Source organism: Nocardiopsis terrae (assembly GCF_014651695.1).
Classification (GTDB): domain Bacteria; phylum Actinomycetota; class Actinomycetes; order Streptosporangiales; family Streptosporangiaceae; genus Nocardiopsis; species Nocardiopsis terrae.
Genome location: NZ_BMXJ01000003.1, coordinates 556,349 through 582,376 on the forward strand (window position 1 = coordinate 556,349; position 26,028 = coordinate 582,376).

Below are 26,028 nucleotides of genomic sequence, written 5' to 3' on the forward strand. Positions count from 1 at the left end.
CGTGCCACCCATCGCCAAGGAACTCACCGTCGGACAGGTCGCCGAACGCGCCGGAGTCGCAGTCTCCGCCCTGCACTTCTACGAACGCCAAGGCCTCATCCACAGTCGCCGCACCACCGGCAACCAACGCCGCTACCGCCGCGACACCCTGCGCCGCGTCTCCTTCATCCGCATCTCCCAACGCGTGGGCATCCCCCTGGCCCGCATCCGCGAAGCCCTCGACGAACTCCCCGAGAACCGCACCCCCACCCGCGCCGACTGGGCCGCCGTCTCCGCCCAGTGGCGCACCGAACTCGACGCACGCATCACCCAGCTCATCCGCCTGCGCGACGACCTCACCGGATGCATCGGCTGCGGCTGCCTGTCCCTGGACACCTGCGTGCTGTCCAACCCCGAGGACGAACTCGCCGCCACCGGCTCCGGCCCCCGCCGCCTACTCGTGGGCCCCTTCAAGGACCAGGACTGAGCCCACCCTCCCCCGCACGGAAGCGCCGCCCACGGCCCGCCTGACCCGTCTGCCGCCAGCGCTCAACCACGAAGCGGCGGCACCCCGCCGGGCACCGCCGCTCACACCCCGCACACCGGACCGCTACAGTCCGGCGGCCTCGTCACGTCCGCGCCGGGCCAGCTCGTCGGCGCGTTCGTTGCCCTCGTCGCCGTTGTGCCCGCGCACCCACTTCCACTCCACGTCGTAGCGCGCGGCCACCTCGTCCAGGCGCTGCCACAGGTCCACGTTCTTCACGGGTTTCTTGTCCGCGGTCTTCCACCCGCGTTTCTTCCACCCGTGCACCCAGGAGGTGATGCCGTTGCTGACGTAGGAGGAGTCGGTGTGCAGCAGCACCGGCACGTCCCGCTTCAGGCTCTCCAGCGCCTGGATGGCCGCCATCAGCTCCATCCGGTTGTTGGTGGTCTGGGCCTCGCTGCCGAACATCTCGCGTTCGTGTTCTCCGTAGCGCAGCCACACACCCCACCCGCCCGGGCCGGGGTTGCCGCTGCATGCCCCGTCGGTGTAGATGACCACGCGTTCCGTCGACCCCTGGTCGACCTCGTCCCCGTTGTGCATGCCGCGCAATCTACCGCCCTCCCGGGTCACAAAAAGGCCACAACCCCTGGGAAGAGGTCCAATTTCAGCGCCAATCGCCACCATTGGCACCCATAAAACAGCCATTACGGACTTCCAGCTTGACCAAAGGCGCCCCCACACCCCGCCCCACCAACCACCGCATCCGCGACCGCCGAACGCGCCCAGAGCCCCTCACGGACACGACAACCAGCCAGAGCAGTGGAGTCGAAGCTGGCAGAAGCCGTTGATCCAGTAATCTGTCGGCGCAGACAGAGGAGGAAGAGCAGCCCCGGCTCTGTCCGAGGCCGAGACCAACGTGCTCCGTGATGCTGGTGTTCGGGCTCGTGTGGCACGCTGCCCTGGTCAGCGGTGCTCTCCGCGCAGGTCGTGCCCCGGGGGCCGCTTGCCCTGGACGGGGGTGCGCCGAGTGACCGCGTCGGGGCTCTGCCCGTCATGTCAGCGGTGCTGGTCCGCGAGACCCGCTTCATCCGATGCGAAGCGGGAGACCGGCTGACGCACACCGACCACACCCAGACGTTCGCCCCCTGACCAGCTAGCCCTGCCCCCGACCAGGAACGCTCCCCGCTCGCTCCACAAACACAACCCATCACTCCACGTCCCCGCGTGGATACGATGGGCAACATGCTCCCCTTGCGCCGTATCCCACCCGTCCTGCTGGCCCTGAGCGCGCTCCTGCTCACCTGCGGCTTCCCCTCCGCACTCGCCCTGGAGAGCTATCCGCCGACCCCACCACCGAGCGCGAACACCGAGGACCCGGCCCCGCACGTGAGCGTGGACGGCCCCGGCGTGAGCGCGGACGACGGAACCTCCAGTGTGCAGGTGGACCCCACGGGGGTCTGGATCGAGGCACCCGGCACACTGGTCGAGGTCTCCTCGGACTCCTACGTCCTGGTGTGCGCCAACGGTGTGCGGGTGGTGGTCCGCAGGGACCAGGCACCGCCGTGCGAGCCCCGCCCCCAGACACCGGAGCAGCCCACCCCTCCCCCACACGAGGAACAACCTCCCCAGGCACCCGAACCCGCCCCTGAGAACCCCGCCCCCGAGGCACCGAACGACCCCGGGGCCCCGGACGAACCCAGCCAGGCGCCGCCCGAACCGGCCGACCCGCCCCAGAGCCCCCCAACCACACCACCGGACCCCGACCAGGAGCGCACGGCCGACCCCGCGCAACCCTCCCCTTCCCCCTCCGCCTCCCCCGCAGTTCCACCCGCAGCACAGGAGGCGGCCGGAGGACAACTGCTGGCAGACGTCTCGACGCCCTCGGCGCCGCAGAGCGCCGGCGCCTTCACCCCCATGCGCACCATGGTGGTGCTCATGGTCGTCATCGCCGTGGCCGCCACAGGCGCGGGCCGCGCCGCCGCACGCTCCGCCGGCTGACCGGCCACGGCACCGACCTCTCACGCAGGCGAAGACCCCCAGCTACTGGGGGTTGAGCACGGCGTCGGTCCGGTCGAACCCGGCCAGTGAGTCCTGGATCGCGCCCGCATCGTGGGCCAGGGCGCCGTTGTACGGGTTACCCAGGTAGAACAGCAGCAGGATGGTGGAGAAGACGAACACCAGGTTGGCCGCGGCCCAGAAGTAGGCCACCGACGAACCCCGCCGGATCATGGCGAACGGCAGCACCGCCACGGCGACGGCCGACAGGGCCGCGATGGCGTTCAGGACCGGCGGGACCCCCTCCCCGGCCGCGTCGGCACGTTTGATCCGCGCGTCACTGAGCTCGGCGAGCTCCTGGCGCGCGGTCAGACGGTCCAGACCGTCCCCGCTGTCGGAGACCGACAACTCCCGCACCGACGCCGCCAGGTCAGCGAGTGCCTCCTCGCTCGCAGAGCTCAACTCACCGCTGTCACGCATCAGCGGCCAGTCCTTCTCCGCAACGGCACCCATGTACGTACGCAACTGCCCACGCACCGCCTCCGCCTCGCCCTCGGGGAAGGCAGCGGTGCTCCAGTACAAGGACTCGGCCGCGCCCACCTCCGCGATCACCCCGTCCCCGGCTCCGGTGAAGTTCTCCCAGCCGATCACCACCCCCATCGCCGCCGAGGCGAGATAGAGCGCGAGCACGCAGGGGGCGACCACGACGCTGACGGCTCCCCCCGAGGATTCGTCGTCCACGCGGAACCTTCCCACTGCCAGCAGGGCGCCGCCGACCATGGTGATCAGGACGATGAGAACGAGGGACAACGTCAGCATGTGGATTCCAGGAGGAGAGACCGTCGGGGAACGGGTCCATCCGTAGCACGCTCACGCCCGCCCCTCCGGCAGAACGTCGGAACGCCCGCAAATGTCCCCCGCTGCTGTGGCCAGCAGGGCCCCGGCGGCCAGGGCGCCCCCGGACACAACGACGGGGGCGCCCCGGAAAACCCGGAACGCCCCCGCACGGGACCACGCTAGCCCGCCAGCTCACGCTCCAACTCCTGGGCGCGCTCCTCACGACGGGCGAAAACGCTGTCAGCCATCTCGTTCATCTTCTTCAGGACCCGCTTGCGCTCACGCGCCGAGAGCCGGTCCACATACAACTTGCCGAAGGTGTGGTCGGTCTCGTGCTGCAGACACCGCGCGAAGTAACCGCTGCCGGTCAGCACCACCTCGTTGCCGTCCTTGTCCACCCCGCGCACCGTGGCGTGCTCGGCCCGCCCCAGGTCCGCGTGCGGCCCAGGCACCGACAAGCACCCCTCGCTCTCCACCACCACCGGATCGTCCAGGTCACGCTCGTCCAGCACCGGATTCACCACATGCCCCACATGCCGCACCCCGTCATCGTCGGGGCAGTCGTAGACGAACACCCGAAGGTCCACACCCACCTGGTTGCCGGCCAACCCCACACCCTCGGACGCATACATCGTCACGAACATGTCATCGATCAACCGCGACAACTCCGCGCCGCCCAGCATCGACTCGGGAACATCGGCATTGACCCGGTGCAGGACCTCCTCACCGGTCACCGTGACCCTCAGGACACGACCCCGGGCGGCCTCAGGCGCGAACTCCGGAAAGTCCGCCACCTCCCGCCCCTGGACAACGACAACGGGCACGGGCACGGGCTGCTCCGACATGGTCCTTCTCTCACGGCCAACTCAAGGGGATCCGGCGGTCACAACACCACCGACCATGAAAAATAGCATGCCCCACCACCCCGCCCCGGCGCTAACGGAACCACGCGTTGCCCTGGATGAAACACCGCGCCAGGTAATCCCGCAACGACACCACCACCAGCCGCCGCCGATCACTCTCATGATCCCACACCACGATCCCCGGACCGTAGTCCGTGTGCACGTAGGCGAACTGCGGCCCCATGTCCGAGTCACCGAAGAAGATCATCTCGTCGAAAGGCGCGTACAACTCCAGATAGTCCGGCTCCCCCCGCATCGCCAGGTTGTCCTCCACCAGCCGACGCGCGCTCCACACCACCGCGTCCCCGTACTCGTTGGTCACACCGTCCGTCTCCCGCAACAGGGAAGCCAGCTCGAACGGCAGGGGCAGCATCAAGTGCTTCTCGACCTCGGCCAGGGTCACCTCGTCAGCCGGATCACTCAGATCGGCTTCGGGATACATCTCCAGGATCAGTTCACGCCACACACCCACGATCATCACAGGTCGTGGCAAGACACGGGAAATCGAGGACGGCGAGTTGCGCCGAAAATCCACCGACTCCCCACCCAGGACCTGCCCAAAACACCATCCACACCCCGGAATACCCACAGGCCACACCCCGTTGACCCCACTGCGGACCGGTGCGGTAGCAAGTGTCCCCCGGGCTCACCCAACGCCTTCGCGGAATACCGCGCCCGCCATCGGGCGGGCGGCCACGGAGCCGCGTTGTGCACCACGCCGTGAGGCGACCGCCGCACCGGTCCGCACCCACCCCAAACACCTAAAGCGCCCCAAAACAACCACCAGCATCACCCAACGAACACAACCCAACACCCAAAGCACACAAAAACAGGGAGTCACCACCCCCGAAACCACCCACCTCCACCCCCCAAAATAAAAGAAAGGCGCACCACCACGACGGAAGAGAACCCCATGGCCACCGCCAGCCCCCACAAAGCCGGCCCCCTCACCACCCTGGCCTACATCCTCCTCCTCGTCTCCCACAACATCGCCGCCTTCCTCCTCCTCCCCCTCGTCCTCGCCTCCGCCCTCCTCACCCTCATCTGGGTCGGCCTCCCCTTCACCATCCTCACCGCCGCCACACTCCGCACCATCGCCAACGCCCAACGCACCACCCTCACCCGCCTCAACCCCCACCACCCCGTCCCCACCGCCTACCGCCCCATGCCCCCCACCGGCGTCCACTCCCGCGTCCGCGTCATCCTCACCGACCCCGCCACCTGGCGCGACCTCCTCTGGCTCACCTCAGCACCCCTCCTCACCCTCCTCGCCCTCCTCAGCTACACCCTCTACGCCCACGCCATCTACCAGACCCTCTACGCCCTCCTCCTCTGGCGCCTGCACCCCGACCTCTACGGCTTCATCACCCCCCACACCCCCACCCAAGCCCTCCTCATCCTCATCCCCGCCGCCCTCACCCTCCTTCTCGCCCACACCCTCAAACCCCTCACCATCAGCGCCTACACACGACTCTCCCGCCTCATCCTCGCCCCCTCCGAAAAAGCCCGACTCACCGCACGCGTCGCCCACCTCGCCACCAGCCGCGCCGACACCATCGACACCCAGGCCGCCGAAATCCGCCGCATCGAACGCGACCTCCACGACGGAGCCCAAGCCCGCCTCATCGCCCTCGGCATGAACCTCGGCATGGCCGAACAAATGATCGACACCAAACCCGACACCGCCAAACACATGCTCGCCGAAGCCCGCGAAACCACCCGCCACGCCCTCACCGAACTCCGCGACCTCGTCCGCGGCATCCACCCACCCGTCCTCGTCGAACGCGGACTCGACGGAGCCGTCCACGCCCTCGCCCTCACCCACAACCTCCCCATCACCGTCACCACCCAACTCCACGGACGCCCCGGCGACCCCGTCGAATCAGCCGCCTACTTCGCCATCGCCGAACTCCTCACCAACACCGCAAAACACGCCAAAGCAACCCACGCCTGGGTCCACATCAACCACGGCCGCCAACGCCTCGTCATCACCATCACCGACAACGGCCAAGGCGGAGCCCAACCCACCCCCGAAAGCGGACTCTCCGGCATCGCACGCCGCCTGGACGCCTTCGATGGCACGATAAACATCACCAGCCCACCGGGCGGACCCACCATCGTCACCCTGGAGATCCCGTGCGAGTTGTCATCGCCGAAGACCTTGCCCTCCTCCGCGACGGACTGATCCGACTCCTCGAAGCCCACGACTTCACCGTCGTGGCCGCAGTCGACAACGGACCCGACCTACACACCGCCCTCACCGAACACAAACCCGACGTCGCCGTCGTCGACGTCCGCCTACCCCCCACCTTCACCGACGAAGGCCTCCAAGCCGCCATAGGAGCCCGCACCCAGGTCCCAGGCCTGCCCATCCTCGTGCTCTCCCAACACGTCGAACAGCTCTACGCCCGAGAACTCCTCTCCGACGACGGCGGAGGCGTCGGCTACCTCCTCAAGGACCGCGTCTTCGACATCGGCCAGTTCATCGAAGCCATTCGCCGCGTCGCCGACGGCGGCACCGCCATGGACCCCGCCGTCATCTCCCAACTCCTCGCCCGCCAGGACCAGAGCGGCCCCCTCGCCCAACTCACCCCCCGCGAACGCGAAGTCCTCTCCGAAATGGCCGAAGGCCGCTCCAACTCCGCCATCGCCGGACGCCTCTACATCACCGAAAAGGCCATCAGCAAACACATCAACAACATCTTCACCAAACTCGACCTACCCCCCTCCTCCGACGACAGCCGCCGCGTCCTGGCCGTCCTCGCCTACCTCAACGGCCAGTAACCAACAAAGGCCGCGGCCCCCGAAGGGACCGCGGCCACACCCGCACAACCCAGCCCAGCACCCTCGCGCCACAAAGCAGCGTCCGAAAAGGCAACCGAGAACTGGTCGGCAACAGGAGCAGAGCCACACCACTGAGCCCGATGCCGTCAACGGCCAGCACCGCGCCGAGGCGGGCGACCACCACCCGCCACGACTCTCCCGGCCCGTGGCCCGTGTTCTCAGGCACCGAATCGGAAGACTTCGCATCCACCGGGTTCGAGCTCGTGGCCGGCGCGCGTGCCGACCGCTACCTGACGGCCCACCGTGGTTGCGGGAGCACCGGACCTACTCACGACGCACCCGATACAACCCGTCGATCTCCTCCGAGAACGCACGCAACACCGCCTCGCGCCGCAACTCCCCCGTCGGGCGCACCAACCCCGACTGCACCGTGAACTCCTCCGCCAACACATGGAACGACCGCACCGCCAAATGCCGCGGCACACTCCGATTGGCCTCATACACCAAGCCCTGCACCTCACGCAGAAGATCACGATCCCCCGCGATCTCCTCCGGCGCCATCGACAACGGACGCCCGTTCACCAAGCGCCAGTACTCCAACTGATCACGCACCAGCGTCACCAACGCACTCGCGAACGGACGCCCCTCCGCTATCACCAACACCTGACTGATCAACGGATGCGCCCGCAACCGGGCCTCGAACTCCGCCACCAGCTCGGCATCACGCGACCGGTCCCCGTCCTGCACCGCCGCGAACTCCCCCGTACCGCCCCGGGTCCGCTCCCCCGACTCCATCGGAGCCGGAGCCAACTCGGCCACGACAGCAGGGGCCTCCACCGACGGAACCACATCGGGAGCCCGCACCGCCTCCGGTCCGGCCTCCACCACACCCTCCAGCGCCGGTGCCGGCCCCCGGGGCACGAACCGACCCGGAACCTCCGCCACCGAGGCCTGCGGCCGCACCCGGCCACGCACCCGCACGAACCCCGCCTCATCCACCTCGGCCAGCACCCCCGTGGCCAACCAGCCCTCCCGGAACGCCGCCCGCGAACCCTCACCGTCGGCCCAGTAACCCGAGAACACCGCACCACCGCGCACGTACAGCTCGCCCTCACGCGAAACCCACACCTCACGGCCGGGCATCGCCTGACCCACCGTGCCCGGACGCCGCTCCCCCGGCGCGTTGGCCGTGAACACACCGGCGGTCTCCGCCACACCGAAGACCTGCATCACCGGCACACCCACACCGGAGAAGTAACTGTCCAACCGCTCCGAGAGCCCGCCACCCCAGCACACGGCCAGGTGAACCCGGCCGCCCACCAGATCCCGGACCTTCGAGAACGACCAGTCGTACATCGACCGGGACAACCGCTGCCAGGCCCCCTTCTTCGGTGACTGGTCGAACTGCACCGCCGCGTCCATCGCCGCGTTGAACGTCCCCACCGAATCCCAGTCCGTGGAATGGGCGCTCTCCCGCTCCGAACCGTGGATCCGCTCGAACAGACCGGGCCTGCACACCAGCACCGTCGGCCGGAACCGCTCCAACTCACTCCGCAACCGCCCCGGAGCCACCACCCCGACCCGGACCCGGCCCACCACACACGCCACCAACGAGGCCAGCCCCGGAAGCTCCGACAACGGCAGGTCCAACACCGCGCTCGCCTTGCCCGGCGCCAGCTCCGACAACCGCGGCCACATCCGATCAACCAGATCGGCCGCAGCCGTCAACAACGCACCGTGCGAGAGCACCACCCCCCGCATCCGCCGCGAGACCGTACTCATCGGGAACAGCACCACAGCGGCGTCCTCTGAGACCACCTCGTCCCGTCGGAACCGCACCGCCGAGGCATCCATGTACGTCCCCAGACTCACCACATCCGGCAAGCCCTCCTCCAGGCGCCACACCCGCCCCAGATCCGGCATCTCACGCTGCAACGCCACCGCGGTCCTGTACTGGCGCTCGCCCTGCACCACAGCGGCCGCAGGATGCACCTGACGCACCACCTGGGCCACCCGCTCCGCCGTCGCCACCTCCGGCAACGGCACCAGCACCGCCCGCACCGACCACACCGCGTAGGCGAACCGCACCCAGTCATGGTGCGCACCGGACACCAACAGCACCCGGTCGCCCTCCGCGACACCGGCCGCCACCAACCCCTTGGCCAGTGCCGTCACCTCGGTGGCGAACTCCCCCGCCGTCCGGCGCCCCCAGCCCTCGGCCCCCAGGACCGAAAACATGTGCGCGTGCGCGTCAGAGCCCGCCATCCCATAGACCAGGTCACTCAACCCGGAATGCCCTCGAGCCAACGAACCGGGGGTCTCGCCCATACCCACTCATCCTCTGTTGCGTCCAAAGGCGGGCCCAACACGATCCCCACCCGCCTTAATCGGGGAATTCTGCCCTACTGTGCCCACTTCCCCACAGAACGGCAACCTCAAGGTTTTGGACAAAACCACAAAACACCTGGGCTCATCGGACCTTTGAACGGGCTGACCACACAAACGCCGACAACGACAACACCGCCACCGACGCCATCACCACGGACATACTCAACAGCGAAGCCTCACCCGAGGGCGTCAACCCCGCCAACGAGGCCACCGAACCGCCCAACGCGAACTGCAACGACCCCATCAGAGCCGAGGCCGTACCCGCCACCGACGCCGGCTGACCGTCCAGAGCCGACACCGTCGCGTTCGGCATGATGAAACCGACGCTGAGCATCATCAGCGCCAACAGGGCGACCACCACCCACAGCTGCGAAACCCCGAGCAGGGCCGACACCAACAGCGACACCACCGCGACCAGAGCCAGAACCAGCCCCATCAACAACCGCCGCCGCGTGTCCACCCGGCCCACCAACAGACCGTTGCTCTGGGTACCGGTCATCAACGCCAACGAGTTCACCGCGAACAGCCACGCATAGGTCTGCGGCGAGACGTCGAACTCGTTCTGGGAGACGAACGAGAACGCCGACACGTACGTGAACAGCATCCCGAAGCTCAAACCCAGCGTCAGCACCGGGCCCACGAACCTCGGATTGCGCACCAGGGACCACACCGTCGAGGCCAGCTGACGCGGCCCCTGACTCTGGCGGGACTCCGGCGGCAGGCTTTCGGGCAGCCACAACAGCACCAGCACGAAGCTCAGCGCCGACATCCCCGCCAACACCCAGAAACTCAACTGCCACGGCCCCACCAGCAACAGCTGCGCACCCACCAACGGCGCCAGCAGCGGAGCAAGCATCATCACCAACGCGAGCCGGGAGAAGAACCGCACCGCGTCATCGCCCTGGAACATGTCACGCACCACGGCCCGGGCCACCACCGCACCCGCGGCACCGGCCACCCCCTGCACGAAACGCAACGCGATGAACACCGTCACGTTCGGCACGAACACACACAGCACCGAAGTCACCGTGAACAGGGCCACGCCCACCAGCAGCGGGCCGCGACGCCCCCAGGCGTCACTCATCGGCCCGATGATCAACTGGCCGACGGACAGCCCCAGCATGATCGCGGTCAGGGTCAGCCCGATCTGCCCCTCAGTAGCTCCCAGTTCACGGGTGATCTGGGGGAAGGCCGGAAGGTACATGTCGGTCGCCAACGGCCCGGTGGCCGTCAGCACACCCAGGACCAGCACCAACAACGCGATCGACTTGCGCGACCGCATCAGGTTCGGTTTCGGGTCGACCTCCTGCTCAGAGGTGGGGGCGGGGGACGTCGGGGACTGCACAGGCACTCCATTCACGAGAGCGAAGGAAAGGAAGGTCGGGAGCGTGCCCACAGGCATGGACCACTACATACCAACACCGGAACGGGGGGATTCGCTCCCCACCCGACCGCCCGAAAGTCCGTGACGTCCCTTACATTGACATCCGGGTCACCTCACCAGACAGTCCAGCAGCCTCTCCACCTCGGCCTCCGGATCCTCCGTCAGGCCCCCGTGGATCGGCCCCGGCTGCACGATCGTGCTCCTCGGCGCGGTCAACCACCGAAACCGCGGCCCCGGCCGTTCACGGCCTGCCGCCCCCGCACGGACACCGCCCGCACACATCATCTCGACCGCGGCCAGAGCCCGTCGCACCCCGGGCACGTCCGCCCCGGGGTCGACCGCCCGCAGCCTGTCCTCGTCCAGGGCCGAACGCGAGGCCAGGAACGCCCGCTCCTGGCAGTAGAGGATCACCCCGGCGTTCACGCACTCACCGCGCTCCAACCGCGGGACCACCCGCAACAAGGCGTACTCGAACACCGCACGCTCCCGTTCCACCCCCACCTGTCCGGTGGTCACCGTGGTGTACCGCTCGTTCACGACGCCACCTCCGGCAGCCAGACACGGTCCGCCACACGGGCCCTCAGGTGCTTCACGTACGCCTCACGCACTTCCTCCGCCGAAGCGAACCCCGGCTCGTCCACCAGCCACTCGTCGGGCACCAGCCCCACCACTCCGCGCAGCAGGTCCTCGTCCACGAGCGGGGCCAGTGCGGCGTCGGCGGCCGCCACGTCGGGGGCGGCTCCGGACAGCACGTGGTCGGAGGCGTCATAGGCCCGGGCCACGAACCTGTCGGCGTTGGCCCAGCTGTGGTGGAAGATCAGCGTCGCACCGTGGTCTATCAGGTAGGGCCGACCGTGCCACAGCAGCATGTTCGGATTGCGCCAGGAACGGTCCACGTTCCCGGTCAGGGCGTCGAACCACAGCACCCGCCCGGCGAAGGCCGGTTCCACGTCGAAGGTCAGCGGGTCGAACCCCAGGGAGCCCGGCAGGAAGTCCATCCCCAGGTTCAGGCCGCCACTCGCCTTGAGCAGCTCCTGGACCTCCTGGTCCGGCTCACCGCGGCCGATGACCGCGTCGAACTCCACCAGGGCCAGTTCCGGAACCGGCAGCCCCAGGGCCCGCCCCAACTCACCGGTGATGACCTCGGCCACCAGGGTCTTGCGCCCCTGCCCGGCACCGATGAACTTGACCACGTACATTCCCAGGTCGTCGGCCTCGACCAGACCCGGGAGCGAACCTCCTTCGCGCAACGGCAGCACGTACCGCGTCGCGATCACCTTTTTCAGCACGCTGGCCAGCATAGGCAACCCCGCACGGCGTCCGTGCCCGACGAATCCCGCGGACGCGCTGTACCGAACACAGACGACACGGCCCTTCGGACCCATCGCAACACCGGCAGTCATCTTTCCAGGGTCGGCTAAACAAGGCTGAACACGTTCTAGACATGGCTCCCGGCCGCGCCGACACGCCGAACGCTTTCTGAGGGGAAAGCTGGGAAGCGGGCGGCGTAGCCGCGCGAATCTCTTTTGATCTTCCTGTTCTATAGAACAGCTGCCCCACCTTTACGACGTAGATTTATAGATGTGGAACACGTGCCGACCCACTGCCGTTCCCTCCTTCCGGAGCGCCCGAACCGCGCAGAGTCCTGAAGACGGGGGCCTCCCCTGGGAGACAGGCACCTTCGCCGGCCACCGCCTCTCCCCGGTCAGGGGGTGCGCCCCTGGGGCGGCCCCGCTCCCCTGCCGAAGGGGCCGCCCCAGGGGAAGCGGTATGCGGACCGCTGGGCTCGGGAGGCCCCCGTTGCCGGCCTGGCAAACTGGGGGCATGGCAGAGGAGCTCGACCAAACCCTCTCGGCGGTCGGTCCGCGACTGCGTGAACTGCGCCGGAGGAGGGAGACCACGCTCGCGGACCTGGCCGAGGAGACCGGTATCTCGGTGAGCACGCTGTCCCGGCTGGAGGCGGGGTAGGACCACCACCCTTTCGGGTGGGGCACCGGCCCGTGAAGCAGGAACCAGCGGACGCCGCGAGGCTGTGGGAATCCCCGGGGGGCTCACCCCGGGGAGGACGTCAAGAGTGGCTCTACGTCCTCAACGGACGGCTGAGGTGCGTCCTGGGCGAGCACGACCTGGTACTCGTCCCCGGGGAGGCCGCCGAGATCGACACCCGGCTCCCCCACTGGTTCGGGGCCGCCCGCGACGAGGCGGTGGAAATGCTCAGCCTGTTCGGCCGCCAGGGCGAACGCGCACACCTGAGAGCCCGGCCCACACGCCGCCAGAGCCCCCGGGAAGACGCCCAGGGCCCCGGAAGGGATCCCTAGAGGTTGTCCTCGGGCTGCTCGCTCCAGCCGTCGCCGCCGTTCCCACCCGGAAGCGTGGGCACCGGGCTGGCCGGTTCGCCCTCCCCCTCGTCCCCGGGGGCTGGACTCGGCTCGCTCTCCTCGGCCGACTCGGACTGCTCGAAGTCGGGCGGTCCCGTGGTCGGCATCTCCGGGGAGGGGAACTGCATCATCCACACGTACAGGAAGAACACCAGCAACAACAGGAGAGCCAGCAACGCGCCGAGGCCACCGATCAGCCACCAGTTCGCCTCACCCGCGGCCACCGCGCTGTCCCTGCGCCCCGCCCAGGGGGCCCAGCGCACCGCGGAGCCCCCGCGCTCGCCCGCCCAGTGCGGCATCACCACCGGTCCCTGACGGACCAGGGGCCCTCCCCGCGCCGCCTCCTCGAGGAAACGCTGTGCGCCCGCGCCGTCCCCCTCGTAGGGGACCGCGACCCACAGCGCCGAACGCCCGCTCGTGCGCGCGGCCGCCACGCCCCAACCGTCTCGCACCGCCTGGGCGAACCGCTCCCGGGTCGGCTCGTCGATCCCGGCGGCGTCGTTGAGCATCGCCACGCTCATCCGCTCCCCGGCGGCGTCCCGGCCCAGGTAGACCACGCCCAGCCGGGACTCCCTCAGCCGTCCCAGCAGCCGGTACCCGCCGAGCTGACGCGGGTCGGCCTCCTTCAACCCTTGTGCGGGAGCCGTCATGTGCTGTCCCCTCCCAGCTCGTCCGGTTCCATCCTCGCGTTGTCTGACGGACCGCGAGCACCTGAACAGGTAGTGTCGCCACAGGTGATCCACAACCTACTCCTACCGGCGCCCTCGCACGGGGCGCCCAGTCTGGGAAGGCGGGACATGGCAGAAACCTCACCCGGGAACGGCTCCGCTTCCGCACCGGTTCCGGAGAGCACCCCGGGGGAGCCGACCCGGCTGCTGCGCGCTGCGCTGCACGAGGTGTCCACGGTCATCGTCGGCCAGGAGCGCATGGTGGAACGCACCCTCATCGCCCTGGTGGCCAAGGGGCACTGCCTCATCGAGGGTGTTCCCGGCATCGCCAAGACCCTCGCGGTCTCCACGCTGGCCAAGGTCACCGGGGGCTCGTTCTCCCGGGTGCAGTTCACCCCGGACCTGGTGCCCTCCGACATCATCGGCACCCGCATCTACCACCCCTCCACCGAGCGGTTCGACGTGGAGCTCGGTCCCGTCTTCGCCAACTTCGTGCTCGCCGACGAGATCAACCGCGCCCCCGCCAAGGTCCAGTCCGCCCTGCTGGAGGTCATGGCCGAGGGGCAGGTGTCCCTCGGCGGGACCACCTACACGCTCCCCTCCCCCTTCATCGTCATCGCCACGCAGAACCCGGTGGAGTCCGAGGGCGTGTACCCCCTCCCCGAGGCACAGCGTGACCGGTTCCTGATGAAGGTCAACGTGGGCCACCCCCAGGCGCACGAGGAGATGGAGATCCTGCGCCGGATGAGTTCGACGCCACCGACCGCGCACCAGGTCCTGGACCCGGTCACTCTCGGTGAGCTCCAGTCCGACGCCGAGCGCGTACACGTGCACCAGCTCATTGCCGACTACGTGGTGCGCCTGGTCATGGCCACCCGCGAGCCGGAGAAGCACCAGATGCCCGACCTGCGCCAGGCGCTGGAGGTGGGCGCCAGCCCGCGTGCCACCCTCGGGCTGGTCGCGTCGGCCCGAGCGCTGGCGCTGCTGCGCGGCCGGGACTACGTGCTCCCCGACGACGTGCGCGTGCTCGCCCACGACGTCATCGCGCACCGCCTGGTCCTGACCTTCGACGCACTGGCCGACGGGATCACCTCCGAGCAGGTGGTCGACCGCATCCTGTCCACCGTCCCGGCTCCCCGGGTGATCTGGGACGAACCACCCACGGGCGAAACCGCCTCCTTCGCCTCGCAGAGGTGAGGAGAGTGTCCGGTTTTGTCCGGCGATCCGGTTCACACAGCGCCCCGGCAGGGGAAGAAGGCCGGTACATCCGAAACGGGCGCGTCCGTCCGATCCGGCGACCGGGCGGTCGCACCCAGACCACACAGTGGGGAGGCAGGGGCTTCCTCCTCCGCCCGAGGGCGGGGGCGTTCGCCCCGAACACCAGGTGAACACACCCTCCGTCGGTAGCGATCCCCGTCTGCGGGCGGCGCTGCGCCGACTGGACCTGCGCATCGTGCACCGGTTGGACGGGCTGCTGCACGGCGAACACCTCGGGCTGCGGTTGGGGCCGGGTTCGGAGGCGGCCGAGGCCCGCCTCTACCAGCCCGGGGAGGACGACGTCCGGCACATGGACTGGGCGGTGACCGCCCGTACCGACACGCCCCACGTGCGCGACCTGGTCGCCGACCGGGAGTTGGAGAGCTGGACGCTGTTGGACCTGTCACCGAGCATGGACTTCGGTACCGGCCTGCGTTCCAAGCGCGACGTCGCGGTGGGGGCCCTGGTCGCGGCCAACCTGCTCACCCAACGGGTCGGCGACCGCTTCGGCGCGCACTTCCTGCACCAGGGGCGGATCCGGCGCTGGCCCGCCCGTTCCGGCAAGGAGGCCCTGTTGTCGCTGCTGGCGACGGTGGCCGCGGCCCCGCCGGGTGACCGGCGCGCCCCGGAGGCCGGTCAGGCCGGTCTGGCCGACGCCCTCACCGACCTGGTGCGGACTCGGCGCCGACGAGGGCTGCGGGTAGTCATCTCCGACTTCCTCGACACGCCCGCGTTCGGCGGGGAGGTGGCCTGGGAGCGTCCGCTGCGCCAGCTCGCCTCCCGGCACCAAGTGCTGGCGGTGGAGGTCCTGGACCCCCGGGAACTGGACGTGCCGGAGGTGGGTGACGTGGCGTTGCGTGATCCGACCACCGGCCGGGTGCGTGACGTGCGCCTGACCCGCACGGTGCGGGAACGCTACCGTCGGGCCGCCGAGGCCCAGCGGGCGGCGATCCGGGGGGCCCTGCGCCGCTGCGGAGTACACCATCTGGTGTTGCGCACGGACCGGGACTGGGTCCTGGACACCGCCAGGTTCGTGATCGACCAGCGCAGAACCGCGCACCACATGGCCAGGCACACCCCGGGGGTGCCGCGGTGAACGGCGCTACGGCGAGAAGGAGGGCGCGGGAGGTTCCCGCGCCGCGACGAGTACGGGGGACGTGAGGCGGCCATGACCTTCCTGGAGCCCCAGCGGCTGTGGTGGCTGCTGATCGTACTGCTGTTGGTGGGCGCGTACGTGTTCGCGCAGCGGCAGCGGCGCGAGTACACGGTGCGTTTCACCAACCTGGAGTTGCTGAACCAGGTGGTGCCGCACCGTCCGGACATCCGCCGGCACGTTCCGGCCACCCTGTTCACCCTGGCCATGGGGGTGTTGATCGCCGCGATGGCGGTGCCCGCCATGCCGGTGGAGGCGCCCCGGGAACGGGCGACGATCATGGTCGCGGTGGACGTGTCGCTGTCGATGGCCGCCAACGACATCGAGCCGGACCGGTTGCACGCGGCCAAGGAGTCGGCGCGCGGGTTCGTGTCCACGCTTCCGGAGCGGTTCAACGTCGGGCTGGTGTCGTTCTCCTCGACCGCGACGGTGGTGGCGCCGCCCACCCAGGACCACGAGTCGGTGATCAGTTCGATCGAGAACCTGCGGCTGGGCCCGGGGACCGCGATCGGCGAGGGGGTGTTCGCCTCCATGGAGGCGATCCGCAGCTTCGACGAGGACGCGGCCGAGGATCCGCCTCCGTCAGCGATCGTGCTGCTCTCCGATGGTGAGAACACCAGCGGGCGCGAGATCCGCCAGGCCTCGGCCGAGGCCGCCGAGGAGGAGGTGCCGGTGTCCACGATCGCCTTCGGCACCGGGGCGGCGATGATCGAGATCGACGGTTACCAGGTACCCGCCGACATCGACAAGGAGGCGTTGCAGGGGCTGGCCCAGGAGACCGAGGGTCACTTCTACGAGGCCGAGAGTGAGACGGAGCTGAACCAGGTCTACGAGGACATCGGTTCCTCGCTCGGTTCGGAACTGGTACATGAGGAGATCGTCACCCGGTTCGTGCTGGTGGCGATCGTGCTGGCGTTGGCGACCGCATTGACCTCACTGCTGTGGTTCCAGCGTCTTCCCTGATGGGGTGAGACCCAATCCCCACCATTGGTGATGTTGGTCACATCCCTTTAGGTGGGGTTTACACCTTTTCCCGTACCGCCACAGGTTAGCGTTGGCATGTTTTGTCATGCCCATCCACTTCGAGGAACAATGCCGAACACACCCGCACCCCCGGCTGCGATCTGCTTCGACCTGGACGACACCCTCATCGATGACGTCGCCGCCTCGTCCGCGGGTCTGCGCGCGGTCATGGAGCGGCTCGGCCACCCAGACTTCGGCGCGGCCCGCGCGCTGTGGGACGCCCAGACCGAGATCTCCTTCGGCGCCTACCTGCGCGGACACCTGAGTCTTGAGGAACAGCGCCGCGAACGCATCCGGGCCCTGGCCGTCCAGGCAGGCCACAACGAGATCGCCGACCACCACTGTGACGAGCTCTACCGAACCTACCTGGACGGTCACCGCACCGGCTGGCAGGTCTTCCCCGACACCTTCCCGGTGCTGGGCGCCCTGGCCTCGGCCGGATACCGGCTGGCGATCCTCACCAACGGTGTGGAGGCCATCCAGCACGCCAAGCTCCAGGCCCTGGAGCTGACCCCCTACTTCCACACGGTGGTCTGCGCGGACACCGCGGGTGCCGGCAAGCCCGACCCGAGGATCTTCCAGGTCACCGCACAGCGCCTGGGTGTGGAACCCGGCTCCTGCTGGCACGTGGGCGACCAGGTCCAGGCCGACGGGGTCGGCGCCGTGGCCTCCGGCATGCGACCGGTCATCATCGACCGCCAGGGCCGCCAGCCCCTGGAGGGTGTCACCACCCTGGGCAGCCTGGACGGGCTCCTGCAGCAGGTCGGCCTACCCAGCACGGCCGCGACAGGCGTGCTGTGACCTCGATCGACGACTGGATGGCCCGCCGGGTCACCGTGCACCTGATCACCTCCGGCACCCGGGGTCCGGTCCTGCTCGGCACACGTGTGCTGTTCGGCCAGGACCCCGGGGAGGTGGCGCGCGCTCTGGGCGGCCTGCCGCCGGAGGCGCCGCTGGTGGCCCTGGACGTGCTCACCGAGACCATGATCCTGTCCCGCGCCAGCGGGCGCGGCCTGCACGTGGACCGCATCGTGTTCGCCGAGCCCGGTCTGGTGTCGGCCTGGCCCGCGGTCGTGCCCGCCGAGGGGCTGACGCCCGCGGCGCCCGCTCTGGCGGACGAGGAGGAGCCCGCCCCGGCCGACGCGCGTCCCCGGCTGCGCAGGTTCGCCTCCTACGGGATCGTCACCGACCCCGACGGGCGGGTCCTGCTGAGCCTGATCGCCGAGGGCTTCCCCGGCGCCGGCACCTGGCACCTGCCCGGCGGCGGCGTGGACACCGGTGAGGACGTGCGCGCGGCGCTGCGGCGCGAGGTGCTGGAGGAGACCGGCCAGTCCGGCGTGGTCGGAGAGCTCATCACCGTGTCCAGCCACTGCCGCACCCAGACCACCGGGACAGACATCTACGCGGTGTGGGTCTTCTCCCACGTACACGTCACCGACCCGTGCGAACTCCGGGTGACCGAGGAACAGGGCTCCACCGCGGACTGCGGCTGGTTCACCCCCGTCGAACTGGCGGAGCTGCAACTGTCCACCACCGCCAGGCGGGGCATGGACTTCCTGGTCCGGCACCGCCGCGGCTGATCCCCGGCGGTGCTGCTCCCAGCGCCCCTTCCGGACACACGGAACAGGCGCTGGGAGCGGGAACGGCCGGGCTTTCAGGAGAGGCCCGGCCCTCAGGGGGCAAGGCGGTGGCGCAGCCACCACAGGCCCGCACCCGCGCCCAGCACCAGGACACCGGTGACGACCACGGGCAGGGGCAGACTGGTCGCCAGGACCACGCACCCGACCAGACCGCACACCGGGGCGATCAGCGGCGGGCGGTCCTCGTCCGGGCCCAGGCGCAGCGCCGAGGCGTTGGTGATGGCGTAGTAGACCAGGACCCCGAAGGCGGAGAAGGCGATCGCGCCGCGCAGGTCGGCGACCAGGACCAGGGCGATCACCACGGCGGCCACCACCGCCTCGGCCCGGTGCGGAACGCCGTGGCGCCCGTGCACGGCGGCCAGCGGGCGCGGCAGGTGCCCGTCGGCGGCCATCGCCGCGGTGGTGCGCGATATCCCCAGCAGCAGCGGCACCAGGGCGCCCAGACTGGCCAGGGCCGCACCGGCCACCACGAACGGCACCATCACGGGGAACCCGGCGACCAGGACCGCGTCGACCATGGGCGCGTCACTGGTGGTGAGGTTCTCCCGGCCCAGCACGATGAGCAGGCCGGTGCCGATCGCCAGGTAGAGGACCAGGACCAGGCCCAGGGAGAGCGTCATCGCCCGGGGGATGGTGGTCCGGGGGTCGCGGACCTCGCCCCCCAGAGTGGCGATGCGCGCGTACCCGGCGAAGGCGAAGAAGATCATCCCCGCGGCCCCCAGGACACCGAAGGAGCCGGGCCAGGGCCCCAGGCCCTCAACCTCGGCGACGGCGGCCAGGCGCCCGCTCACCAGCATCGTGACGAGCACCGCGACCAGGATCGCCAGGACGGTCAGGAGCAGCACCTTGACGACCAGGACGGATCTGCGCACCCCCCGGTAGTTCATCGCGGCCAGGATCACCACGGCGGCCACCGCGACGGGTTTCTCCCAGCCGGGGAGCGTGTAGGTGGCGAAGGTCAGGGCCATCGCCGCGCAGGAGGCGATCTTGCCGACCACGAAGGACCATCCGGCCAGGTAACCCCACAGGTCGCCCAGGCGCTCCCGCCCGTAGACGTAGGTGCCGCCGTTCTCGGGGTGGCGGGCGGCCAGGCGCGCGGAGGAGATCGCGTTGCAGTAGGCGACCAGTCCGGCGATGAGGATGGCGACGGGAAGCCAGGCCCCGGCGCCCAGGGCCGCCGGGGCGAAGACCGAGAAGACCCCGGCGCCGAGCATCGCCGCGGCGCCGATGGCGGCCGCGTCGACGGTTCCCAGCGTCCGGGCGGGTCTGGCCTGCGGTCCGGAAGAGGTGGCCAACGAGGTCTCCTTGGGTGAGTGCCTCCGGCCTGTGGCCGGCGGACGCGCTTGTCCCCCGTTCCCGAAGCCGCGGACCACCTGGGCCGGGAGGCCGCTCGGAACGGGCCAAAGGTCGTGTCCGACTTCCGAGTGTGCCCGATGCAGGTGACCGCCGGGCGCGAACCCCCCGCGCCGGGGTGGCCGGTTCCGGACCCGTGGGGCCCCGGGGCCGGTCGCCCGGCACCGACCGTGCCGGGCCGGGTGCTACGGGGCACAAGCGGGCCCCCGACCGGAAGCCGGGGGCCGCTCACACCTGTACTGCCGTCCGCGCCGGCGGGCGGAGACCGGTCAGGTGGGGCGCCAGGGTGATCCGGTGTTGTCGTTGATGTCCTCGGCCGCCACCTGGCGCAGCTGGCGTGAGAGGTCGGACAGGGCGCGCGAGACGGCGAGTTCCTCCCCGATCTCGGGCACGTCCAGGTCCGACGGGTGCTTGCGGGCCATACCGTGGCCGCGCAGCGCCGTACCGTCGTCAGCGACCAGGCCCACCTCCGCCCAGGTGCGCGCGGCGTCCCCCTCGCTCTCCTCTGCGAGGACCACGTCGACGTTCCAGCGCTTCATCGTCTGCATGGCATCCGCTCCCTCTCCGCCCGCGCCCGTCGCGGACGGGTGTTCGATGTGCGCGTCGGGCCCCGGGTAGACCAGGGCGTCGCGGCCCTCGTCCGTGCCGAGCCAGTGCACCTGGTAGGGCGGTTCCCCCTGCCTGCCCCGGACCTCGGTGACCACCCCCGTACGACGGTGGGTGTCGGCGTTCGGGCTCTCGACGACCAGCCGGTCTCCTACATCTGCTCGCATGGATCCCCCCACAAACCTCGCTTATCCCCATCTTCCGTTCTGATTCGCCCTTCGACAGGGGGTTGGCGCTTTCGTTTCCGGTGGTATGCAAGGTTTTTGCCGGTCAGATCCCCCGCCCGTCCCTGGTAGCGTCACGGCGTGGCCCAGCACTACTTCGACTCCGATCCCGGCGCCGCCAGTCGGCCCTCCACCGCCGACCTGGTCCTGCCCGACCTGCACCTGCGCCTGCACACCGACCGCGGGGTGTTCTCACCCGACAAGGTCGACCTCGGCACCCGGGTCCTGCTGGAGAGCGTGCCGGCCCCGCCCGCCGAGGGGCGCCTGCTCGACCTGGGGTGCGGGTACGGCCCCGTCTCCCTGACGATGGCCGCCCGAGCACCCGGGTCCCGGGTGCTCGGGGTCGACGTCAACGCCCGCGCCGTGGGCCTGGCCCGCCGCAACGCCGCCGAGCACGGCCTGGCTCACGCCCGGTTCGCCGTGGTCGGGCCCGAGGGGGGCCCGGCCGCGGAGCAGGGCCCCGGGGACACCCCCACGGCCGAGGAGCTGCTCGGCCCCTTCGACGCGATCTGGTCCAACCCGCCGATCCGGGTGGGCAAGGGCGTACTGCACTCGATGCTGCGCACCTGGCTGAACCGGCTCACCCCCGAGGGCGTCGCCCACCTCGTCGTCCAGCGCCACCTGGGCTCGGACTCGCTGCAGAAGTGGCTGGACTCCCAGGGACTGCCCGCCGAGCGGGTGGCCTCCCGGGCCGGGTTCCGCGTCCTGGCCGTACGCAGGGCCGGCGACCCCGCCCCGGCCCCCTAGCCGGACCCACCGGAAGGTGACCCGGGTCACGCGTGCGTACCCGATCCCCGACCGGTAATCTGTACCGACGACCGCCGGGAACCGTCCCGGCCCGCACCCACGAGGAACACACCGCAGTTGAGCACGCAGTTGCGTCCCACGGACGTCAAACGCCTGAACCGCCAGTGGCGCAGGCGCACCGAGGGGCGCCTGGCCCTTCTCGTCGAGTCCGTCACCCAGCCCTACAACCTGGGATCGATCCTGCGCACCTGTGCGACCTTCGGCGTCGACCAGCTCTGGCTCACCGGTAACAGCGCGGACCCCGACGACCCCAAGGTCGGCAAGACCGCCCTGGGCACCGCCGCCAAGGTCCCCCACACGCGCCTGGCCACCACCGGGCAGGCCCTGGAGGCCGCCCGCACCGACGGCTACAAGGTGGTCGCGGTCGAACTGGCCAAGGGCGCTGTGCCGCTGCACGCCGCTCCGGTGGAGCCCGACGTGTGCCTTGCCGTGGGAGCCGAGGACCACGGCTGCTCCCCCGCCCTGCTGGCGGGCGCGGACGCCGTCACCTACATTCCCCAGATCGGCCGGGTCGGATCGCTGAACGTGGCCGTGGCCACCGCGATCGCCCTCGCCGAGGCCCGCCGCCGTGAGTGGGCCGGCTTCGGCGACGAGGCCGACGCCCCCGCCGGGATCTGAGCCGGGGAATCTTTCCCCTCCGCCGGACGTCCCCTCATTGACCAGACCCACGCATCTGACACACCCGACGCGCCACGGCGCAGAGAGAGGAACAGTGGATCCGTCCCGAAGTACCAGCAGTATCCCTCAGGGATGCTGTGACCCAGATTCCGACGACCCTCCTTCTTCGGAGGGCGCACACCTTCCCAGGCACTCTGCTGACAGACGGACCCGGGCGGTGTGCGCCCGATGACCACCGTCCTCAGTATCGCCCTGGGCTTCCTGGTCGTCCTGGTGCTGATCGCCGCGAACGGCTACTTCGTCGCCCAGGAGTTCGGCTACATGGCCGTGGACCGCTCGCGTCTGAAGGCGCGGGCCGCGGCCGGTGACGCGGGGGCCAAACGCGCCCTGGCGGTCACCAAACGCACTTCGTTCATGCTTTCGGGGGCCCAGCTCGGCATCACCGTCACCGGTCTGCTCGTCGGTTACGTCGCCGAGCCGATGATCGGTACGGGCATCGGCGTGCTCCTCGGCGGTGTCGGCGTCCCGCTCGGCACCGGTGTCGCGGCCGGCACCCTGTTCGCCCTGATCTTCTCGACCGTCGTCCAGATGATCTTCGGTGAGCTCTTCCCCAAGAACCTGGCCATCGCCAGGCCCGAGCCGGTGGCCCGCTGGCTGGCGCTGTCCACGGGGATCTACCTGAAGGTCTTCGGCCCGGTCATCTGGCTGTTCGACCAGGCGGCGATCGTCCTGCTCAAGGCGGTACGGATCGAGCCCGTGGAGGACGTCCAGCACGCGGCGACCCCGCGCGACCTGGAGAGCATCATCGCGGAGTCGCGGCAGAGCGGCGACCTTCCGCCCGAGCTGTCCGTCCTGTTGGACCGCACCCTGGACTTCCACGACCAGACCGCCGGGCACGCGATGATCCCGCGTCCGGACATCACCACCGTCGAGGAGGGCGACCCGGTCAGCCGGGTCGTGGAGCTCATGGCCTCCGACCACTCCCGCTTCCCGGTGCTGGGCGAGGGCGTGGACGACATTGTGGGCGTGATCTGCCTGCGCGACGTGCTCGCCCTGGGCGACCGCGACCTGTCGGCCGTCCGGGTCAGCGAGGTGGCGCGGCAGTCCGTCATGGTCCCGGCCTCGCTCCCGCTGCCCGGCGTGCTCGACCAGCTGCGCGAGGCGGGCGAGGAGTTCGCGTGCGTGGTGGACGAGTACGGCGGCCTGGCCGGGGTCATCACCACCGAGGACCTGGCCGAGGAGCTGGTCGGCGAGATCGCCGACGAACACACCCCGGAGGAGGAGTCGCCCGCCCACCTGGAAGGGGAGGACGGCTACCTCGTGCCCGGGGCGCTGCACATCGACGAGGTCGAGCGGTTGATCGGCCACGACCTGCCCGAGGGCGACTACGAGACGGTCGGGGGCCTGGTCATCCGCGAGCTGCACCGGCTGCCCGAGGTCGGTGACCGGGTGGAGATGGAGCTCCCCCGGCCGCCCAGCGCCCACGAGGGCGACCCGGACATGGCCCTGACCATGACGGTCAGCGCGGTCCAGAGGCGCGTGCCGCACACGGTGGAACTGCGGCTGCGGGAGCTCGCCGGTGAGGAAGCACAGGAGGTGCGCGCATGAGCGACATGAACGTCTGGTTGGCCCTGGCGCTGACCGTGGGCATCATCGCGCTGAGCGCGTTCTTCGTGGCCATCGAGTTCGCCCTGGTGGCGGCCCGCCGCTACCGGCTGGAGGAGGCCGCCGAGACGAGCGCGGCGGCCCGGGCTGCCGTCAAGAGCGCCCGTGACCTGTCCCTGCTCCTGGCCGGTTCGCAGCTGGGCATCACACTGTGCACGCTGGCGCTCGGCGCCATCTCCAAGCCCGCCGTCCACCACCTGCTGGAGCCGCTGTTCGGCGGCCTCCCCGGCTCGGTGGGGTACGTGGTCTCGTTCGTGCTGTCCCTGGTCGTGGTGACCTTCCTGCACCTGGTCGTGGGCGAGATGGCGCCCAAGTCCTGGGCGATCTCCCACCCGGAGCGGTCCGCCATCATGCTGGCCCCGCCGATGCGGGCGTTCATGTGGGCGACCCGGCCGCTCCTGTTCTTCCTGAACGGTCTGGCCAACTGGTTCCTGCACAGGGTCGGGGTGAACGCGGTGGACGAGATGTCGGCGGGACACAACCCGGACGACGTCCGCGAGCTGGTCGAGCACTCGGCCAAGGCCGGCGCGCTGGACTCCGAGCGCCGTGACCAGCTGGCCACGGCCCTGGAGGTCAACTCCCAGCCGCTGGAGGGGCACATCACCGCGCGGGAGGACATCGCGTGGGTGGCCCCGGAGGCGGGGTTGGAGGAGATCAAGCGGGTCTCGCGTGAGTCCACACACCTGCGCCTGGTGGTGTTGGAGCAGGACGCGCCCGTCGGGGTACTGCACGTGCGCGAGGCGCTGACGAGCCCGGACGGAACCACCGCCGCCGACCTCATGCGCCCGGTGCTGACGTTGTCGGCGAGTACGCCGATGTACGCGGCGATGGGCATCATGCGGGAGAGCCGCAGCCACCTCGCCCTCGTCGAGACGGACGGGGAGCTGCTGGGCCTGGTGACGCTCCAGGACATCCTGGACCGGCTGCTGCTGTTGGACACCGCCGCGTAGGAGACCGCGCGGGGCCGTGTCCCGGGGGAGGGCGTTCGCGCCCTCCCCCTTTCGTGTGCCCCGACCCTTCCCGCGGAGCCACCGCTCAGAGCTCATCTCAGAAGCCAACGGTCGTATCAGCCGTTTCGAGACCAGCCAAGCGTGAACGTCCCCGCCGATCCCAAACCCATCGTCGGCCTGTGGGTGGACCATGTCGGGTTCAGCGCCAGGTGTCGATGCCGTACGGGCAGGTGCTCCGGATAGGACACGCCGAGCGCGGGGATCTCCGCGGAGGAGCCGTCATGTCAGCATTGAACGTCTTGGTCACCGGCGCCTCTACGGGTATCGGACGCCTCAGCGCCCAGACATTGGCGGGTGCGGGCCACACGGTTCACGCAAGCATGCCTGACACGACCGACCACAACGCCGAGAACGCGGCCGCAGCGCGTCGGCATGCACAGGACAACGAGGTGGACTTGCGAATAGCGGACCTGGACGTCACCCGGCAAGGGCCGGCGGACTCGGCCATGAACACGGTCATCACCGCCCACGGCCGGGTGGACGTGGTCGTGCACAACGTCGGCCACGGAGCGCTCGGGCCCGCCGAAGCCTTCACCCCCGGGCGACTGGTCGGCCCGTTCGACAGGAACCTCATCGGCGCGCACCGGGTCAACAGGGCGGCCTTGCCGCGAATGCGGCACTCTCGGTCCGGGCCGCTGGTGTGTGTCGGCTCGACCACCAGCCGCGTGGTCCACCCGGTGCTGGGCCCGTACTGCGCGGTGAAGACCGCCTTCGAGACCCTCGCCCCAGCGGCACGGTTCGAGGTGGCCCGGTACGGGATCGAGCCGGTCACGGTCATGCCGGGCCCGGTCACAGAGGGCGCGGGGGCACTGCGGTTGTGATGTGCAGGCAGTATCCGGGCGGGAAAGCCTGCCCCGGGACCCTGCTGAAGCT

The 26,028-nt window shown here is 69.9% G+C and carries 25 protein-coding genes and 1 pseudogene; 15 read left to right on the forward strand and 11 right to left on the reverse strand.

The window, feature by feature from the left end; all coding sequences use genetic code 11:
• Window position 1: 1 nt before the first annotated feature.
• The gene (gene soxR, locus IE195_RS10375) at window positions 2–466 is read left to right on the forward strand and encodes a redox-sensitive transcriptional activator SoxR (protein WP_191270008.1); all 465 of its coding nucleotides are present in this window, start codon (window positions 2–4) and stop codon (window positions 464–466) included.
• A gap of 123 nt (window positions 467–589) precedes the next feature.
• Here soxR and rnhA read toward each other — a convergent pair whose 3' ends face one another.
• Window positions 590–1,063 carry a ribonuclease HI gene (gene rnhA / locus IE195_RS10380; RefSeq protein ID WP_191270010.1) on the reverse strand — a complete coding sequence of 158 codons (474 nt, stop codon included), beginning with the start codon at window positions 1,061–1,063 and terminating at the stop codon, window positions 590–592.
• A gap of 642 nt (window positions 1,064–1,705) precedes the next feature.
• Here rnhA and IE195_RS10385 point away from each other — a divergent pair.
• Window positions 1,706–2,461 (forward strand): hypothetical protein, encoded by a 756-nt coding sequence (locus IE195_RS10385; RefSeq protein ID WP_191270012.1) that lies wholly within the window; start codon window positions 1,706–1,708, stop codon window positions 2,459–2,461.
• A gap of 42 nt (window positions 2,462–2,503) precedes the next feature.
• Here IE195_RS10385 and IE195_RS10390 read toward each other — a convergent pair whose 3' ends face one another.
• The 3 genes from IE195_RS10390 to IE195_RS10400 all read right to left on the reverse strand — a co-directional run bounded on the left by IE195_RS10390 (window position 2,504) and on the right by IE195_RS10400 (window position 4,675).
• On the reverse strand, window positions 2,504–3,277 hold the full coding sequence (locus tag IE195_RS10390; RefSeq protein WP_191270014.1) for a bestrophin-like domain: 774 nt from the start codon (window positions 3,275–3,277) through the stop codon (window positions 2,504–2,506).
• A 197-nt stretch (window positions 3,278–3,474) separates the two neighbouring features.
• Window positions 3,475–4,140 (reverse strand): peptide deformylase, encoded by a 666-nt coding sequence (gene def / locus IE195_RS10395; RefSeq protein ID WP_191270016.1) that lies wholly within the window; start codon window positions 4,138–4,140, stop codon window positions 3,475–3,477.
• A gap of 91 nt (window positions 4,141–4,231) precedes the next feature.
• Window positions 4,232–4,675, reverse strand: coding sequence for an SMI1/KNR4 family protein (locus IE195_RS10400; RefSeq protein WP_017580370.1), 444 nt, complete (start codon window positions 4,673–4,675; stop codon window positions 4,232–4,234).
• 435 nt (window positions 4,676–5,110) lie between these two features.
• Between IE195_RS10400 and IE195_RS10405 the strand changes: the two genes are divergently transcribed.
• A complete protein-coding gene (locus IE195_RS10405; protein ID WP_191270018.1) occupies window positions 5,111–6,382 on the forward strand; it encodes a sensor histidine kinase in 1,272 nt (423 codons plus the stop codon).
• Entirely contained in the window at window positions 6,334–6,981 is a 648-nt protein-coding gene (locus IE195_RS10410; protein ID WP_191270020.1) for a LuxR C-terminal-related transcriptional regulator, read from the forward strand. Before IE195_RS10405 ends, IE195_RS10410 begins: the two co-directional genes overlap by 49 nt.
• A 324-nt stretch (window positions 6,982–7,305) precedes the next feature.
• On the opposite strand, the gene IE195_RS10415 is transcribed toward IE195_RS10410, so the two are convergent.
• The 4 genes from IE195_RS10415 to IE195_RS10430 all read right to left on the reverse strand — a co-directional run bounded on the left by IE195_RS10415 (window position 7,306) and on the right by IE195_RS10430 (window position 12,054).
• A complete protein-coding gene (locus IE195_RS10415) occupies window positions 7,306–9,309 on the reverse strand; it encodes an AMP-binding protein (RefSeq protein WP_191270022.1) in 2,004 nt (667 codons plus the stop codon).
• A 142-nt stretch (window positions 9,310–9,451) separates the two neighbouring features.
• A complete protein-coding gene (locus IE195_RS10420) occupies window positions 9,452–10,651 on the reverse strand; it encodes a multidrug effflux MFS transporter (protein WP_225943171.1) in 1,200 nt (399 codons plus the stop codon).
• Between the two features lie 210 nt (window positions 10,652–10,861).
• Window positions 10,862–11,290, reverse strand: coding sequence for a DUF3037 domain-containing protein (locus tag IE195_RS10425; protein ID WP_191270027.1), 429 nt, complete (start codon window positions 11,288–11,290; stop codon window positions 10,862–10,864).
• The gene (locus IE195_RS10430; protein WP_191270029.1) at window positions 11,287–12,054 is read right to left on the reverse strand and encodes a HipA family kinase; all 768 of its coding nucleotides are present in this window, start codon (window positions 12,052–12,054) and stop codon (window positions 11,287–11,289) included. Before IE195_RS10430 ends, IE195_RS10425 begins: the two co-directional genes overlap by 4 nt.
• A 523-nt stretch (window positions 12,055–12,577) precedes the next feature.
• Here IE195_RS10430 and IE195_RS26680 point away from each other — a divergent pair.
• Window positions 12,578–13,071 (forward strand): annotated as a pseudogene (locus tag IE195_RS26680) (helix-turn-helix transcriptional regulator).
• Here the strand turns inward: IE195_RS26680 and IE195_RS10440 are convergent.
• A complete protein-coding gene (locus IE195_RS10440) occupies window positions 13,068–13,781 on the reverse strand; it encodes a hypothetical protein (protein WP_191270031.1) in 714 nt (237 codons plus the stop codon). The pseudogene IE195_RS26680 and the gene IE195_RS10440 overlap by 4 nt on opposite strands.
• Window positions 13,782–13,928: 147 nt before the next feature.
• On the opposite strand from IE195_RS10440, the gene IE195_RS10445 reads away from it, so the two are divergent.
• The 5 genes from IE195_RS10445 to IE195_RS10465 all read left to right on the forward strand — a co-directional run bounded on the left by IE195_RS10445 (window position 13,929) and on the right by IE195_RS10465 (window position 18,812).
• Window positions 13,929–14,996 carry an AAA family ATPase gene (locus tag IE195_RS10445; RefSeq protein ID WP_191270033.1) on the forward strand — a complete coding sequence of 356 codons (1,068 nt, stop codon included), beginning with the start codon at window positions 13,929–13,931 and terminating at the stop codon, window positions 14,994–14,996.
• A gap of 187 nt (window positions 14,997–15,183) precedes the next feature.
• The gene (locus IE195_RS10450; RefSeq protein WP_191270035.1) at window positions 15,184–16,152 is read left to right on the forward strand and encodes a DUF58 domain-containing protein; all 969 of its coding nucleotides are present in this window, start codon (window positions 15,184–15,186) and stop codon (window positions 16,150–16,152) included.
• Window positions 16,153–16,224: 72 nt separating this feature from the next.
• A complete protein-coding gene (locus IE195_RS10455; protein ID WP_191270037.1) occupies window positions 16,225–17,172 on the forward strand; it encodes a VWA domain-containing protein in 948 nt (315 codons plus the stop codon).
• A 129-nt stretch (window positions 17,173–17,301) separates the two neighbouring features.
• Complete coding sequence (locus IE195_RS10460) at window positions 17,302–18,033, forward strand: HAD family hydrolase (RefSeq protein ID WP_191270039.1); 732 nt, start codon at window positions 17,302–17,304, stop codon at window positions 18,031–18,033.
• The gene (locus tag IE195_RS10465; protein WP_229826157.1) at window positions 18,030–18,812 is read left to right on the forward strand and encodes an NUDIX hydrolase; all 783 of its coding nucleotides are present in this window, start codon (window positions 18,030–18,032) and stop codon (window positions 18,810–18,812) included. The genes IE195_RS10460 and IE195_RS10465 overlap by 4 nt, the downstream gene beginning before the upstream one ends.
• Before the next feature lie 92 nt (window positions 18,813–18,904).
• Here the strand turns inward: IE195_RS10465 and IE195_RS10470 are convergent, their stop codons facing one another.
• Window positions 18,905–20,167, reverse strand: a complete 1,263-nt coding sequence (locus IE195_RS10470; protein WP_191270041.1) for an APC family permease — start codon at window positions 20,165–20,167, stop codon at window positions 18,905–18,907.
• A 327-nt stretch (window positions 20,168–20,494) separates the two neighbouring features.
• Window positions 20,495–20,998 carry a dsRBD fold-containing protein gene (locus IE195_RS10475; protein WP_191270043.1) on the reverse strand — a complete coding sequence of 168 codons (504 nt, stop codon included), beginning with the start codon at window positions 20,996–20,998 and terminating at the stop codon, window positions 20,495–20,497.
• Window positions 20,999–21,136: 138 nt separating this feature from the next.
• Between IE195_RS10475 and IE195_RS10480 the strand changes: the two genes are divergently transcribed.
• From IE195_RS10480 to IE195_RS10500, 5 genes are all read left to right on the forward strand, one after another.
• A complete protein-coding gene (locus IE195_RS10480) occupies window positions 21,137–21,802 on the forward strand; it encodes a class I SAM-dependent methyltransferase (protein ID WP_191270045.1) in 666 nt (221 codons plus the stop codon).
• Between the two features lie 117 nt (window positions 21,803–21,919).
• On the forward strand, window positions 21,920–22,480 hold the full coding sequence (locus IE195_RS10485) for a TrmH family RNA methyltransferase (protein WP_191270047.1): 561 nt from the start codon (window positions 21,920–21,922) through the stop codon (window positions 22,478–22,480).
• 228 nt (window positions 22,481–22,708) lie between these two features.
• Window positions 22,709–24,088, forward strand: coding sequence for a hemolysin family protein (locus IE195_RS10490; RefSeq protein ID WP_191270048.1), 1,380 nt, complete (start codon window positions 22,709–22,711; stop codon window positions 24,086–24,088).
• Window positions 24,085–25,095: a CNNM domain-containing protein gene (locus tag IE195_RS10495; RefSeq protein WP_191270049.1), complete on the forward strand. Its 1,011-nt coding sequence runs from the start codon at window positions 24,085–24,087 to the stop codon at window positions 25,093–25,095. The genes IE195_RS10490 and IE195_RS10495 overlap by 4 nt, the downstream gene beginning before the upstream one ends.
• A gap of 281 nt (window positions 25,096–25,376) precedes the next feature.
• Window positions 25,377–25,976: an SDR family NAD(P)-dependent oxidoreductase gene (locus IE195_RS10500; protein WP_191270050.1), complete on the forward strand. Its 600-nt coding sequence runs from the start codon at window positions 25,377–25,379 to the stop codon at window positions 25,974–25,976.
• The last annotated feature ends 52 nt before the right edge of the window (window positions 25,977–26,028 follow it).

Excerpts from the sequence above, each read along its gene's own strand:
- rnhA (WP_191270010.1), bottom strand. The coding sequence starts at position 1,063 with ATGCACAACGGGGACGAGGTCGACCAGGGGTCGACGGAACGCGTGGTC.
- IE195_RS10385 (WP_191270012.1), top strand. The coding sequence starts at position 1,706 with ATGCTCCCCTTGCGCCGTATCCCACCCGTCCTGCTGGCCCTGAGCGCG.
- IE195_RS10390 (WP_191270014.1), bottom strand. The coding sequence starts at position 3,277 with ATGCTGACGTTGTCCCTCGTTCTCATCGTCCTGATCACCATGGTCGGC.
- def (WP_191270016.1), bottom strand. The coding sequence starts at position 4,140 with ATGTCGGAGCAGCCCGTGCCCGTGCCCGTTGTCGTTGTCCAGGGGCGG.
- IE195_RS10400 (WP_017580370.1), bottom strand. The coding sequence starts at position 4,675 with ATGATCGTGGGTGTGTGGCGTGAACTGATCCTGGAGATGTATCCCGAA.
- IE195_RS10405 (WP_191270018.1), top strand. The coding sequence starts at position 5,111 with ATGGCCACCGCCAGCCCCCACAAAGCCGGCCCCCTCACCACCCTGGCC.
- IE195_RS10415 (WP_191270022.1), bottom strand. The coding sequence starts at position 9,309 with ATGGGCGAGACCCCCGGTTCGTTGGCTCGAGGGCATTCCGGGTTGAGT.
- IE195_RS10420 (WP_225943171.1), bottom strand. The coding sequence starts at position 10,651 with ATGCGGTCGCGCAAGTCGATCGCGTTGTTGGTGCTGGTCCTGGGTGTG.
- IE195_RS10430 (WP_191270029.1), bottom strand. The coding sequence starts at position 12,054 with ATGCTGGCCAGCGTGCTGAAAAAGGTGATCGCGACGCGGTACGTGCTG.
- IE195_RS10440 (WP_191270031.1), bottom strand. The coding sequence starts at position 13,781 with ATGACGGCTCCCGCACAAGGGTTGAAGGAGGCCGACCCGCGTCAGCTC.
- IE195_RS10445 (WP_191270033.1), top strand. The coding sequence starts at position 13,929 with ATGGCAGAAACCTCACCCGGGAACGGCTCCGCTTCCGCACCGGTTCCG.
- IE195_RS10455 (WP_191270037.1), top strand. The coding sequence starts at position 16,225 with ATGACCTTCCTGGAGCCCCAGCGGCTGTGGTGGCTGCTGATCGTACTG.
- IE195_RS10460 (WP_191270039.1), top strand. The coding sequence starts at position 17,302 with ATGCCGAACACACCCGCACCCCCGGCTGCGATCTGCTTCGACCTGGAC.
- IE195_RS10475 (WP_191270043.1), bottom strand. The coding sequence starts at position 20,998 with ATGCGAGCAGATGTAGGAGACCGGCTGGTCGTCGAGAGCCCGAACGCC.
- IE195_RS10490 (WP_191270048.1), top strand. The coding sequence starts at position 22,709 with ATGACCACCGTCCTCAGTATCGCCCTGGGCTTCCTGGTCGTCCTGGTG.
- IE195_RS10495 (WP_191270049.1), top strand. The coding sequence starts at position 24,085 with ATGAGCGACATGAACGTCTGGTTGGCCCTGGCGCTGACCGTGGGCATC.
- IE195_RS10500 (WP_191270050.1), top strand. The coding sequence starts at position 25,377 with ATGTCAGCATTGAACGTCTTGGTCACCGGCGCCTCTACGGGTATCGGA.